The organism is Amycolatopsis sp. NPDC104819 (assembly GCF_055583145.1).
In genome coordinates, this window is record NZ_JBVJON010000005.1 from 341941 (window position 1) to 355481 (window position 13541).

At 72.1% G+C, this 13541-nt stretch carries 8 protein-coding genes; 5 read left to right on the forward strand and 3 right to left on the reverse strand.

The window, feature by feature from the left end; translation table 11 throughout:
- Positions 1-108: 108 nt before the first annotated feature.
- The 5 genes from ACZ63E_RS17720 (at position 109) to lepB (ending at position 5918) form a co-directional block, all read left to right on the forward strand.
- On the forward strand, positions 109-2439 hold the full coding sequence (locus tag ACZ63E_RS17720; RefSeq protein ID WP_465337060.1) for a CapA family protein: 2331 nt from the start codon (positions 109-111) through the stop codon (positions 2437-2439).
- A 29-nt stretch (positions 2440-2468) separates the two neighbouring features.
- Entirely contained in the window at positions 2469-3392 is a 924-nt protein-coding gene (locus ACZ63E_RS17725; RefSeq protein ID WP_465337061.1) for an NlpC/P60 family protein, read from the forward strand.
- Positions 3393-3698: 306 nt separating this feature from the next.
- On the forward strand, positions 3699-4724 hold the full coding sequence (locus tag ACZ63E_RS17730) for a S1 family peptidase (protein WP_465337062.1): 1026 nt from the start codon (positions 3699-3701) through the stop codon (positions 4722-4724).
- Between the two features lie 80 nt (positions 4725-4804).
- Positions 4805-5134 (forward strand): nuclear transport factor 2 family protein, encoded by a 330-nt coding sequence (locus tag ACZ63E_RS17735; RefSeq protein ID WP_465337063.1) that lies wholly within the window; start codon positions 4805-4807, stop codon positions 5132-5134.
- A 34-nt stretch (positions 5135-5168) separates the two neighbouring features.
- A complete protein-coding gene (lepB, locus tag ACZ63E_RS17740; RefSeq protein WP_465337064.1) occupies positions 5169-5918 on the forward strand; it encodes a signal peptidase I in 750 nt (249 codons plus the stop codon).
- A gap of 3 nt (positions 5919-5921) precedes the next feature.
- Here lepB and ACZ63E_RS17745 read toward each other — a convergent pair whose 3' ends face one another.
- The 3 genes from ACZ63E_RS17745 to ACZ63E_RS17755 all read right to left on the reverse strand — a co-directional run bounded on the left by ACZ63E_RS17745 (position 5922) and on the right by ACZ63E_RS17755 (position 13491).
- On the reverse strand, positions 5922-7775 hold the full coding sequence (locus ACZ63E_RS17745; RefSeq protein WP_465337065.1) for a glycoside hydrolase family 9 protein: 1854 nt from the start codon (positions 7773-7775) through the stop codon (positions 5922-5924).
- A gap of 209 nt (positions 7776-7984) precedes the next feature.
- Positions 7985-12595 carry an RHS repeat-associated core domain-containing protein gene (locus tag ACZ63E_RS17750; RefSeq protein ID WP_465337066.1) on the reverse strand — a complete coding sequence of 1537 codons (4611 nt, stop codon included), beginning with the start codon at positions 12593-12595 and terminating at the stop codon, positions 7985-7987.
- Positions 12596-12798: 203 nt separating this feature from the next.
- Complete coding sequence (locus ACZ63E_RS17755; RefSeq protein ID WP_465337067.1) at positions 12799-13491, reverse strand: M15 family metallopeptidase; 693 nt, start codon at positions 13489-13491, stop codon at positions 12799-12801.
- Positions 13492-13541 lie beyond the last annotated feature (50 nt).

Consider the following 13541-nt stretch of genomic DNA (forward strand, 5'->3'; position numbering starts at 1 on the left):
ATGAGTTACAACAGAGGCATCGAGTGCTCGCCTGCCGCAGCGCACTGGACTCAGTGGAGTTGTCCCCTCATCAACGTCGAGCGGGTGGAGCGCAGCGGTGGGAATCACGTGAAGACGTTTGGCGCCTTCTTATTGGCTGTGGTCGTTTCGGCGGCCGTCCTGTACTTGAGCTTCGAGGACACGGGCCAGTCCAGCACTCCCGACGCTCCGACCGCGACAGTCTCCGTCACCGACGAGGCCGGTGCGCCGGTCGCGGCCACCGTCGCCGCCGACGGCGCTACCGGACGGGCTTCGAGTACGGGTCTCGCCCGGGTGCCACTCGGCAGCGGCCCCGCGCTCGCCGTGGTGTCCGCCCCCGGGTTCCTCGCCGAACCCGTCCCGCTCGGACTGGCGGACGTCGGCCGCACCGTGCCCGTGCGGCTGCTGTCCGACCACGGCGGAAAGCGCTTCGCCGTGCACTCCGCGGGTGACGTCATGTTCGGCCGCCGTTACCAGGACGCCCCCGGCACCCCGCTGATCCCCGGCGCCGACGCCGCCCGGGGCGCGGCGGACGTCGTCGCGGCCGTGGCGCCCGCGTTCCGGCTCGGCGACCTGCGCACGGTCAACCTGGAGACGGTCGTCAGCGCCGCCCCGCCGGAAGCTTCGTACCCGGGCAAGCGGTTCATCCTCCAGTCACCGCCCGCCACGACCGAAGGGCTCAAACGGCTCGGCGTCGACGTCCCGTCGCTGGCCAACAACCACACCCGCGACCTGCAGGACACCGGGGTGGCCGACACCACGAAGACCCTGACCTCGGCGGGTTTCCCGATCGTCGGGCTCGCCGACGGCGACCGGCCGCAACCGGCGTACCACACGCAGGTGCGCGGCACGGACGTGACGATGCTGTCCTACACCAGTGTGGACGGCAGCTTCGTCAACAACAGCTATCCTCACGCCGGTGCCGACGCCGAGGCCTGGCAGCACGAGCTCCGCCACTGGCGGTTCGGCTCGCGGGTGCCCGACGCCGCCCGGACCATCGGCGACGCCTGGCGCCTGTACCAAAAACTCGAGCCGAAGCTGACGGCGGCCGAATCCGGTCCGATGTGGACTTCGCTCACCCGCGTCTACCCCGAGCTGCAGGACTGGGTGGCCGGACGCGGGCACAGCGGCCCGGCGCCCTGGGACCCGGCGACGTCCCCCGGCGAGATCACCGCCGCGAAACGCGGGCTCACGATCGTCCAGCTGCACTCCGGGTTCCAGTTCCAGACCGCCTCGGCGAAACCGGCGCGGGACATGGCCCGCGCCGCGATCGACGCGGGCGCGGACATCGTCATCTGCCACCACCCGCACGTCCTGCAGGGAATGGAGTGGTACAAGGGGCACCTGATCGCCTACAGCATGGGCAACTTCGTCTTCGACCAGGACTTCCTCGCCACCTTCTCCAGCGCTTTCCTGCGCACGGTCTGGGAAGGCAGCCAGCTCGTCGAAGCGCGGCTCGTGCCGGTCGAGATCGACGGCTACCGGCCCGCGGTCGCCACCGGCGCCGCGGCCCGGCGCACGGTGAACGGCGTCTGGGCCGCCGGCCTGCGGGACGCGCAGACCCAGCGCGCGAAGGACCGGAGCGTCGTGACCACGCCGATGACACGGGACGCGGACTCCCGCCCGGCGCAGTTCCGGTTCGACCACGGCACCGCGCGGATCACCGCCGACCCGCCCCCCGAACAGCGGGTCGCGGTCACGGTTCCGGCGCACGGCGACGCGTCCGTCCCGGGCGGCGGGCTCGTGCGCCCGGACCCCGGCGGACCGCCGGGCCTGGCGGTCGGGCGCGACCTGTTCGGCTGGGGGCACTTCGAAGACAACACCGCCGACGGGGTCGCGAGCGGGGCGACGCACTGGCCCGCGAGCGCCGGGCCGGTCGTCGGGGCTGGCGCCCTCGGCGCGACCGGCTACCTGCGGGCCGGCGGCCGGCCGGCGCACCCGGTCGCGCGGGTCACCCTGCCCCGGCACCGGGAGCAGGCGCCGGACGGCGCCCCGCTGGACCCCGAGCCCACCTACGGCGTCCGCGCCCGGGTGCGGATGCCGGCCGGGACCACGGCGTTGCTGCGGGTCGCGGCCTACCACTTCGACGACAGCGATCCGACCGAAGCCCCGGACTCCCGGCTCCTGCGCACGGTGGACCGCACCTTCGCGGTTCCGGCCGACGGCGCCTGGCACGAGATCTCCGCCGACCTCTCCCCCGCCGACCTCGACCGCGACGGCGTCCAGGCGAACATGGCCCTGCTCTATGCCGGGGCGGGCCCCGGAACCGGGCTCGTCGACGTCGACGACCTGGAGCTCGTCGAATGGCGGGCGGTCGCCGGGCTGCCGCCCGAATGGGCTCCCTACGACTACGTCCGCAACCCGGGTGACACTCCCGCGAACGCCGTCTTCAGTGGACTGAAAGCCGAGCCGCAACCATGAAACCCTTGCTGTCACTGACCGTCGCCGCGATGACCATCCTGATCGGACTGCCGGCTCAGGCGGCTCCGCCCGCGTACCACTACGAGCGTGCCGCGGACCCGGCACGCACCCTCGTCGTGAACAGCGCCGGCGACACCGTCGCGACCCTGACCGACGGCGCCCGGACGGCCGTCTTCCGCGGCCCCGCCCGGACGTTCGCCGAGCCGGCGGCCACCACCGCCACCGTGTCCACTCAGGACCGGGTCCGCCTCGCGCCGCGGGCCTGGCACCTCGGCGGGGAAACCGACGGCGAGCTGGGCGCGTGGCTCGCGAACACCCTGGCGGGCAGCCTGCCCGACGACGGTCCCGACGTCCTCGACCTCGCGATGCAGTACCGCCGGGACACCCCGGACCTGGTCACCGGCGCCGGGGTCCGCTATGCCGGCCGCGCCTTCTTCGGGCCGATGGTCGGCGGCAAGCGGGTCACCGGCTCGGACTTCGTCGACTACCTCGGGGTGCCCTGGACCTACGACGACGGTGTGGTGCAGGAGCCGGACCCCGTGCACAAGGACGCCTTGGACTGCAGCGGGTTCCTGAGGATGGTGTTCGGCTACCGGGCCGGCTACCCGCTCGGGCGGGAGCCGGCGCCCGGGCGTCTGCCCCGGCAGGTCGGGGACATCGCGACCGCCGGGCCGGGCACGGTCGTCGTCCCCGACACCGGCGCCGCGCCGCCGGCGGCCGAGCTCGCCCGGCTGCTGCCCGGCGACCTGCTGCTGTTCGACCTGGACCCCGAAGACGGCCCGGTGCTCGACCACTCCGGCATCTACCTCGGCCTGGATTCGGCCGGGCAGCCGCGGTTCGTCTCCAGCCGCAAGTTCCACAACGGCCCGACGATGGGCGACACCAACGGCGCGTCGGTGCTCACCGGGACCGGGGTGTTCGCCCGCGTCTTCCGGCTGGCCCGGCGGCTCTGACCGCGGTCGTCACCAACGGCCCACGCGTGATCGCCGGGCTGGCCTCGAGCGGGAACCCGTGCTGCGGCAGGCCAAGCGGCTCACCCCGAGCGTGACCCGGCGCGGGCCTGGCCGACTTTCGTCGGACGTTTCCGTGCGGTTTTTACCCACCATGTCCTGTTTGGGGGATTTACCACTGACCGTTCGGTGGGAAACAAACCTTCGTCGGTGGTGCGGCCCTCGCGGAAGCTGGATCGTCTCGCGGTGTCCCACCGTGGCACTCCCCTCTCGCCAGTCTTCTCCCCCAAGACGTCCCGGAGGATTTTGATGACTTCCCGGAAGAAACTCGCCGGCTTCACCGCGTTCGCCTCGGCCGCGCTGGCGTGCGCGCTGTGCGTGCCGGCCGCCCACGCCGCGCCGCTGTCGGCCGAAGCCGCGTTCACGCTCGCGCAGAGCAACGCCATGGCGCAGGCCGACCAGGTGACCGACGCGCTGGGCGCCGCGTCGGGCGGTTACTACCTCGACAACGGCAAGGCGATCGTCAACGTGACGACCGACGCCGACGCCAAGAAGGTCGAAGCGGCCGGGCTCACCGCCAAGAAGGTCGCGCACACCTTCGCCGCCCTGACCGGCGTCAAGGAGGCCCTGGACAACGTCCGCAACGTGCCGCAGACCGCCTGGGGCATCGACACTTCCACCAACCAGGTCGTGGTGACCATCTTCTCGGCCGCCACGAAGGCCACCGCGGACAAGGTCACCACCGCCGCGAAGCAGTACGGCGACAGCGCCCGCGTCGAGTACCAGACGGGCAAGCTGGAGCTGTACATCGCCGACGGCGACGCGATCCAGAACAGCCAGGGCCGGTGCTCGCTCGGCTTCAACGTCAAGCGCGGCAGCACCCCGTACCTGCTGACCGCCGGGCACTGCACCAACCTCGGCGGCACCTGGAGCGGCGGCGACGTCAGCGGCGCCCGGGTCGTCGAAAGCGACTGCCCGGGCGCGGACTCCGGTCTGCTGACCCGCCCGAACGGCACCGGCCCCGGCCGCATCAACACCGGCCAGGCCATCACCAGCGCGGCCGCGCCGAAGGTCGGCGAGCGCATCTCGAAGCAGGGCTCGACCACCGGCGGCGGCACCGGCCAGGTGACGTCGGTCGACCAGTCGGTCAACTTCGACGTCGGGGTCCTCAACCACGAGTTCGGCACCACCGCCCACACCGACCACGGTGACTCCGGCGGCCCGGCGTACGACGGCTCCAAGGGTCTCGGCACCCTGTCCGGCGGGAACACCACGGTCAGCTACTTCTACCCGCTGACCCGGGAGCTCTCCGCCTACGGCCTCACCCTGGCCTGACGCGCCACCCGTGGCGCCGCTCCCGGTGGGGGCGGCGCCACGGTTCGCGCGCACCCGCGGATCGGGGAAGGATGGGCGACATGACCGACACCGCCGTGCCGCCCGCCGTCCAGCGGATGATCGACGCCACCAACCGCGGGGACGACGCCGCGTTCGTCGACACCTTCGGCGAGGACGCCTACCTCAACGACTGGGGCCGCGAGTTCCGCGGGAAGGACGGCGCCGCGAGCTGGAACTCCACCGACAACATCGGTGTCGGCGCGCAGTTCGAGCTCCGCGGCGTCCGCCCGGGTGCGGCCGAGGGTGACTACCTGGTCGACCTCACCGTGACCAGCCGGCGGTTCAACGGCGACGGGACGTTCGAGATCCGGATCAGCGACGGCCTGATCACTCGCCTGGTCATCAGCTGAGGCGACCCGGCACCATGATCAGTAGCCTGGTGCCGTGGCCGACTCCGATTCTCCCGACCCCGCCGCCGATGCACCTGGAGAGCACGGGGACCACCCGGCCCCGGCCGGGCGGCGCCGCGCGCGCAAGAAGCGGCCGTTCTGGCAGGAGCTGCCGATCCTGCTCGTGGTCGCGCTGGTGCTGACCATCCTCATCCAGCAGTTCGTCGCCAAGGTCTTCCTGATCCCGTCGGAGTCGATGGAGACCACGTTGCACGGCTGCACCGGCTGCTTCGGCGACCGGGTGCTGGTCGACCGCGTCACCTACGACTTCACCGGCCCCTCCCTCGGCGACGTCATCGTGTTCCGGGGCCCGCAGTCGTGGACCGAGAACGAGATCGCCCCGCCGGAACCGGCGAACTTCGTCACCAAGGCGCTGCGCGAAGCCGGGTCGCTGGTCGGCTTCGCCCCGCCGGACGAGCGCGACTTCGTCAAGCGGGTTATCGCCGTCGGCGGGCAGACCGTGCAGTGCTGTGATCCCCAGGGCCACGTCCTGGTGGACGGCAAGCCGCTCGACGAGCCGTACGTCCGCCCGCTCCCCGCCGACAGCCCAGGGCAGACGTTCGGCCCGGTCACCGTCCCCGCGGGCCGGCTCTGGGTGATGGGCGACAACCGCGGGAACTCGTGCGATTCGCGCTGCCAAGGTGGTGGCGGTGTCAACGGCACCGTGCCCGTCTCGGACGTCATCGGCAAGGTGCGCCTGATCGTGCTGCCGCCGTCGCGCTGGAACACCGTGACCGCGCGCTGATCCTCAGCCGGCCGCGGTCAGGCTGAGGGCGAGCGTGCCGGTCGCGGTGTAGTCGTCAGCCGGCTCGTTGGTCGCCCACGTCAGGATGTTGTCCAGGTAGCGCGACGTCGTCGAGTCGTACGTCTTGTACGACGGGTCGCTGCAGTCCCGGTAGCCGTCGGGCAGCGGGTCGATCGTGTCGAACTGGCCGGCGCCGGTCGGGCCGTTGGCCACGCCGCCGACCGCGACCGTGCCGGAGCCGGTGAGGCTGCCCGCGAGGTTGGCGACCTGGTTGTGCACGCACTTCGGCCAGGTGCTGCCTTCGCCGATCATCATCGAGATGCCCCACGCGTTCGAGCCCAGGAGGTACCCGCGTTGCTGGGTGGCGAAGGCGTCGTAGTCGTGCTTGCCGGTCAGCCGGCCGTACAGCAGCGCCGTGGTCAGCAGGCCGAACGCGTGGGTGGCGCCGTCGCCCTGCGAAACCGGGACGCCGGTGCGGAACGGGCTCTTGGCCGCCTGCGCCGTGCCGCCGGCCAGCTGGCGGGCCAGGTCGGCGGTCAGCTGGGCCTCGGTCACGGCCAGTTTCGGCGTCCCCGCCTGCCGCAGCAGGCCGACCAGGTCGGCGTGGGCGAGGGCACTGACGTCGTAGAGGTTGAGCGAGTCCTGGTCACCACTGGCGAGGTAGGACTTGGCGTATTTCCCGGCATCGGTCGCCCAGCCGGCGGCGCGGCTGTCGCCGAGTGCCTTGGCCGCCAGGGACAGTTCGGTCGCGCCCAGCTCCAGGTCGTCGAGGTACGACGACTCCGGGTAGTACCCGTGCGGGAAGACCGAGACGATGCTGCCGCCGCCGGTGTTGGCGCGCGCGTAGATCGCCGCCGCCGTCGTCAGGTACTGCGTGGCCTTCGCCCGGTCCGTGGCCGCCAGGTTCTGGGCCGCCATTGCGAACGTCGCGGCGACGCGCCCGGCCAGGTTCGGGCTGATCTTCGCGCCGGGCTTGTTCGCCGCGAACACCGGACGGTACTTGATGAAGTAGTCCGGGTCGCCGGCCTTGACGTCGAGCGCGTCGTCGGCTTCCGGCAGCCGCCACACTTCGTGGTCGCCGACAAAACCGTCCTTCGCGCTGCCGACGCCGATACCGACCTGCGCGTAGAGGACACCGTGTTCGGCGTCCCACATCTTGTCGAGGTAGTCGAGGCCGAACCGCGCCTCCGCGGCGAGCGACGCGCTCGGGTGGGACCGCTGGGACAGCAGCAGGTTGGCCACCGTGTAGGAGGTGGTCGCGGTGAACTTCAGGAAGTCACCCGCGTCGAACCAGCCGCCCGAGACGTCGACGGTGGCGCCCGTCTTCGTCAGCTTGCCCGTGATGGTCTCGTCGTCGAACTTCGGCACGTCGTAGACCGCGGCCGTCCGGTCGGTGAGGTGGCTCGCCTTGCGGTTCATGGGGCCGGGGACGACGTCCGAGCCGTCCCGCTGCAGCTGGAAGAACTTCACCGTGTCCTCGACGAGCGGGGCGAAAAGGGCGCTCGCGGTGTCGACCTTGAAGCTCGGCGAGACAGTGTCCCCCACCTTGATCCGGTAGGTGCCGGCTGTCCGGACCGCGGAGAGGTCGATCGGGTAGACGGCCGGGTAGGCCGCGCTCCACTTCCCGGTGCCGGCGCCGACCTTGCCGGTCAGCACCGACCGGCCCACGGGGTCGATGACGGTGAACGCGGCCCCAGCGTTCGCCGTGGTGCCCATCAGGTAGGCGGCCTTGGTTTCGCCGGTCGAGTAGCCGACCTGGTCCACCCGGATCCGCGGGGTGGTCGCCGCCGCGGCGGGTGGGCAGCTCACTGACACGACCGCGGCCAGCACCGCGACCGCCGCTGTTCCGAGACGCATGGGTCCTCCGGGGCAAGGGCGGCGGCCGATGGTTAGGAAAGTTTCCTAACCATGTCGGAAAGTACCGCCCCACCGGAGCACCGGTCAACGGCCCGGACCGATTCCTTTCCGGCCCGACCGGGTCTGCGCGACTGCTCGGCGATGCTGATGGGACGGCACCGACCCGGGCCTGGTGTCCCTGCGCTACCGGCCGCGGCGGACCTGACCGGCTACTTCTGCCACTGGCCCGGCTTGGGCACGCCCGGCAGCGCCGTGGTGTTCGTCCAGCTGGTCTGCGGGTTGGCCAGGCCACCACCAGGCTGCTTCCACAGCTGGAGGTTGATCGGGCGGCCGCTCTCCATCGCCGCGGCGAAGGAGTGGTGGCCGTCGCCGGCGAGCTTGAGCTGGTTGGAGCCCGGCGGGTAGTAGACCTTGACGTCCAGGGGCGTGTCCATCAGCCCGTCCTGCTTCCACTTCGCGATCTTGTCGTCGATCACGCCCTGGAAGACGTGCTCCTGCATCGGGGTCACACCGCCGTAGTTGCTGCCGCTGATCTTCTGCGGCTCCGGCTTGAACGTGTACTCCCCCTGGAGCTTGCTCGGCGCGCCCGGGCCGGGCTGGTGGAAGTCCGCCTTGCCCGGCGGCGGTGTCGGCGCCGGGTTGCCCGCGGTGCCCGGCGCGCCACCCGAGTCCGGCTTCGGGTTCGACGGCCCGGGGGTGTCCGGCTCCGGCGCGGCCGGCGTGTCGGGCTTCGGTTTCGGCTTGGGTGGCACGATGGGCTTGCCGTTCGGCCCGAGCTCCGGTTTCGGTTTCGGCTTGGGCGGCACGATCGGCTTGCCGTTCGGCCCCAGCTCCGGCTTCGGCTTCGGTTTCGGCTTGGGCGGCACGATGGGCCTGCCGTTCGGCCCGAGCTCCGGTTTCGGCTTGGGGGCGCTGCCGCCCGTGTTGCCGGCGTCGTGCCCGCCCCTCGGGGTCTGCGGAGCACCGCCGCCCGCGGACTGCGAGCTGGTGGAACAGTTCATCAGGCCCAGCGCGTCGAACTCCGCGTACGGGTCGGGCACGTAGGCGTACGGGTCCGGCCCCGGTTCGAGGCCCAGCGGGTCCTGGCTCAGGTACCGCGCCGTCGCCGGGTCGTAGTAGCGGAAGACGTTGTAGTGCAGGCCCGTCTCGGCGTCGGCGTACTGGCCGGGGAAGCGCAGCGGTGTCGGCGCCGCCGTCAGCTCGCGGCCGTGCGCGGTGCGGCGGCTGGTCCACACCAGCCCGCCGCGCTCGTCGAGCAGGTCGGTCGGGGTGCCGACGGCGTCGGTGACGAACGTGCGCACCCGCGTGCCCTGTGCGTCCCGCTCTCGCTGGGCGACCGGCGTCACCGTGCCGGGCAGGTGGTCCCACGTCACGACCCGGCCGGGGCCGGCCTCCTCGACGAGCGTCGTGCCGTCCCAGGTGTAGATCGTGGTGGCGGTGCTGCCGTCGGCGCCGTGGCGGGTCTTGCCGATGCGGCGGCCGAGCGGGTCGTAGTGGTAGCGCCACACCGTGCCGTCCGGCGTGGCCGCGGCCGTGAGGCGGTCGCCGGACCACGTGAACCTCAGCGCGCCTTGGGCGACCCGCCGCCCATAGCCGTCCTCGGTGACCGCGAGGTCCGCGGGCGGCAGCAACGTGCCGGCGGGGTCGTAGCGGTACTCCTCACGACCGTGCGCCGCGGTGACGCCGACGACGCGCCCGGCGACGTCCCGGGTCACCGTCGTCGCGCCGGTGACGTCGTCGCGCAGCGCCGACAGCGTCCCGTTCGCCTGGTAGCCGAACGACCGCCGCTGCACCGGGACGCTCCCGGCGACGACGGATTGGCCGAGCAGCTCCCCGTTGCCGCCGAAGGTCTGGCCGAGCTGGGCCGCCCCGTCGTGGCGGCTGACCACGCGCGACGCGGTGTCGTGGCGGTAGACGATCGCCTGCCCGCCCGCGAGCAGCCCGACCGGCCGGTCGAGGTCGTCGAAGAACCAGGTGCTCTCGGCGCCGCCCGGGGTGCGGCGGTGGAGGTAGCCCGACTCGTCGTATTCGAACGTCACGCTGCGGCCGTCGACGGTCTCGCGGACGACGCGGCCCAGCGCGTCCCGCTCGAACTCCACAGTGGACTCGCCGTTCGCGGCGTGCGCCAGGTGGCCGACGGGGTCGTACCGGTAGGTGGTGGTGCGGTCCGGCGCGCGCACCTCGACGAGGTTGCCGATGAGGTCGTGCCGGTACGTCGTCACCAGCCCCGCGGGATCGGTGGCGCGGACCAGCTGCCCGGCCGCGTCGTAGGCGTAGGTGCGGGTGCGCCCGGCGAAGTCCGTCTGGGCCCGCAGGCGGCCCAGCTCGTCGTAGCGGTAGTGCCAGGTGCGGCCCTGCGGGTTGGTCACCGAGGTCAGGCGCAGCTCGGTGTCGTAGCCGTAGACCGTCCGCGCGCCCGAGGGCTCGACCAGGGCGGTGAGCACGTCGAACGGGCCGTACTCGCGGCGGGTGACCCGGCCGAGCTCGTCGACGTGCTCGGTCTCGTTGCCTTCCCCGTCGTAGCGCCAGAAAGCCCGCTCCTGCCGCGGCCCGACCCGCCCGGCCCGGCGGCCTTCGACGGTCCAGCTCAGCGCGACCGCCCCGGCCGCCGTCGGCCGGCCGAACTGGTCGGGCGCCACCCCTTCGGGAGCGGGCGGCTCGTCGTCGCCGCCCAGCGAGATCGACGTGGCGACGCCCACCGGGGTGGTGCGCGGGTCGGGCGTGGTGTCCTCGTACCGGCGGCGCCAGCTGTTCTCTCCACTGTGGACGGTGATCGTGGCGCCCTCGAGCAGCACCACCGAGCCGTCGGGGCGGTGCACCTCGGCCGGCACGCCGTCCTCGTCGTAGCCGTAGCGCGTGGTGCGGCCGAGCGGATCGGTGCGGGAAAGCAGCCGGTCGTAGCGGTCCCAGTCGGAGAGGGTCACACCGCCGATCGGATCGACCTCGCGCACGACCTGGCGCGCGTCGTTGAGGTGGAACTCCGTGACGTGCCCGAGCGAGTCGGTGTGGCGGGTGACGCGGTCGCCGTAGGTGAAGGTGCCGCTGAGGAAACCGCCGTCGCCGGTGGTGCGGACGCACCGGCCCAGGTGGTCGTAGGTGTAGGCGTAGTGGACGTCGTTGCGGTCCCGCCACGCCGTCAGCCGGCCGGCCTCGTCGTACTCGAACCGCTGCGCCTGCCCGGAGGAGTTCGTCACCGCGGCCAGGTGGCCCTGCGGCGAGTAGTCGAAGCGCAGCGCCGTGACGTCCGGCAGGCCTTCGCCGAGGACGACCAGCTCGGTGACGCGGCCACGCTGGGTCCGCAGCGCGACGCGGACGCCGTCCTCGCGGCGCAGCAGCGTGGGAGTGCCGAAGTCGTCGTAGAAGACCTCGACGCGCTGCTCCCCCTCGAACGCGCGCAGCGGCACCACGCGCCCGGCGCCGGAGAACTCCAGCACCGCGTCGTCGGTGGTCAGGGTGTATGTGTCGCCGTTCCGGGTCAGCGGCCAGCGCGCGCCTTCCAGCGGCAGCTGCTCACCGTGGGGGTAGACGAGGATCATGCCCGTGGGCGAGAAGTAGCAGACGTGCTCGTCGTCCACCTCGAGCCGCTGGTCCACAGTGGACGACCAGGAGACGCCGAACCAGTGGCCCGCCCGGTAAGTGGACACGTGCGTGCGCGCCAGCACGAGCGAACCGAGCTCGAGGTCACGCTGCTCGAGGATCACCTCGCCGCTCGCGACGTCGACGGGGTCGTCCTTGCAGACGCGGTTGTCGGGGCCGGGGGCGGTGTCACGCGGGTTGTCCGGCTTGTTCGACGACGGCGTGGTGCCGTTGCCCTTGCCGCCGGGCGAGCCGTTCGAGCCGTTGCCGTGGCCGCCGCCGGAGCCGCCGGGCGTGGGGTCGCCGTTGCCGCCCGAGCCGGACGGCGACGTGGTGTCGTTCTTGGGTGGCGGACCGTCGTTCTTCGGCGGGTTCCCGTGCGCGCCGGAGGTGGTGGTGCCGTCGCCGTTCCCGCCCTTGGGCTTGGGTTCCGGCGCCTTCGGTGTGCCGTCGATCTTCGGGGCCTTGGGCGGCGGGGCCGCCTTGCCGCCGGTCTTGAGGCCCTTCAACGCCTTCGCGGCGTCGTCGAAGAGCGAGCCGGCCTTCTTCAGCAGCGGGATGAGCGCCTTGAGCGCCTTGACGAGCCGGGTGACGAGGTCGGCGATCTTGGACGCCGTCTTGGCGACCGCCGCGACCACCTGCGGGACGACCCAGGTCAGGCCGATGCCGAGGGTGAACACGACCTGCAGCGCCCAGCTGATCAGGTGCCCGACCAGCTCGGCGATGATGTCGCGCACCAGCGACCGGACCGCGCCGACGACCTCGCCCGCGGTCTTCACCCCGCTGGACGCGCCCTCGCAGCCCTTTTGCGCGCTTTCCAGCAGGGTGACGGTGTCCTGCGAGCGCTGCCGGTAGGCGTCGGCCGCCGGGCCCGTCCACGACTGCAGGTCGGCCTTGACCATGTCCCCGAGGTCGGTGCCGACGCTCTGCAGCTCACCGGCGATGTTCTTCCAGGTCTGCGACTGCGCCGCGATCTCGTCGGCGTTGCCGGTGAGGCCGTTGAGCGCCTCCTTCAGCGGGCCGACGTGCTCGATCAGCCACCCCACCCCGGCGGCGAGGATCGCGCCGAAGGGGTCCATGGCCATCGAGAGGGCGTCGAGCGCCGTGCCGACCGCGCCCATCGCGACCGACGCCCAGTCGCCGCTCTCGATGGCGGACTTCAGGTCGTTCGCCGTCTCCAGCAGGGAGATCCCGGAGTACGCCTTCGTCGAGTCCTGCGTCGGCGCGACCAGCGGGTTGCTCATGGGAAGGGACCATCCTCGTCGCAGAGACAGTCACGGGCTCACCGTGACCGGCCCGAGATCGTTTCCCAAGCTACCAATCCCCCGGGGCCGGCCGCCGGGACCTCCGGCCCGGTTGCCCGATCGCACACCCACGATGTCCTTTTGGACGCTTCCCCACCGCCCCGCGGCAGGGTTCCGGCAAGCTGTCCCGGCGTCCCCGAGGGTCAGGGCTTCTCGAAGTGCTGGTAGTCGATCGGGGTGTCCCAGGACCCGCCCCAGGTCCAGCCGCGGGTGGTGAACGCCCGCTCGGTCGCGTCACCGGCGTGGATCATGCCCGGTGCGTGCTGCGTGCGGTCGACGTACGGCGCGCCGTTGGGCGGGTAGACCGCGCCGCTGCCGGAGATGTACGGGTTCTGCACGGTGTTGATGTCGATCGCGCGGCCGTAGGAGTGGTTGGACCAGGCGGTGCCCCCGGTGATCGCCCGGCAGTTGAACGCCGACGTGTTGTTCGCCGCCATCGAGGCGTCGTCGTCGGAGTTGTACTTCTCCACAGTCTCCATCCGCTCGATGGGGAACCGGCCGAAGTACAGGTCGGCGAAGGTGTACGCGACCTCGACAGCGCGGTCGGCGTTGACGACCAGCTCACCCTGGTGCGCCGCGCCGTCGAAGCCGAAGTAGGTCAGGCTCACCAGCCGCAGCTGGTCGGGCCCGACCGGGCAGCCCTCGTGCCAGCTGGACGCGAGCCGCTGCGCGGTGACCGGCTTGATGACGGCGATGAAGGGACGGAGCCCGCTGTCGGCCGGCGCGGCGAGCTCCACGGTCTGGCCCGGTGTGGCGGCCGGCGCCTGGGTGGCGCCGGCCAGCACCACGGACAGTGTGAGAGTGACAACGGCAAATATCCTGGTTCTGAGTTTCATGCCGCCACCACGCTTCGACCCGATGCCCGGCTGAGGCGGAGTCGGATTGA

Excerpts from the sequence above, each read along its gene's own strand:
- ACZ63E_RS17725 (WP_465337061.1), top strand. The coding sequence starts at position 2,469 with ATGACCATCCTGATCGGACTGCCGGCTCAGGCGGCTCCGCCCGCGTAC.
- ACZ63E_RS17730 (WP_465337062.1), top strand. The coding sequence starts at position 3,699 with ATGACTTCCCGGAAGAAACTCGCCGGCTTCACCGCGTTCGCCTCGGCC.
- ACZ63E_RS17735 (WP_465337063.1), top strand. The coding sequence starts at position 4,805 with ATGACCGACACCGCCGTGCCGCCCGCCGTCCAGCGGATGATCGACGCC.
- ACZ63E_RS17745 (WP_465337065.1), bottom strand. The coding sequence starts at position 7,775 with ATGCGTCTCGGAACAGCGGCGGTCGCGGTGCTGGCCGCGGTCGTGTCA.
- ACZ63E_RS17750 (WP_465337066.1), bottom strand. The coding sequence starts at position 12,595 with ATGAGCAACCCGCTGGTCGCGCCGACGCAGGACTCGACGAAGGCGTAC.
- ACZ63E_RS17755 (WP_465337067.1), bottom strand. The coding sequence starts at position 13,491 with ATGAAACTCAGAACCAGGATATTTGCCGTTGTCACTCTCACACTGTCC.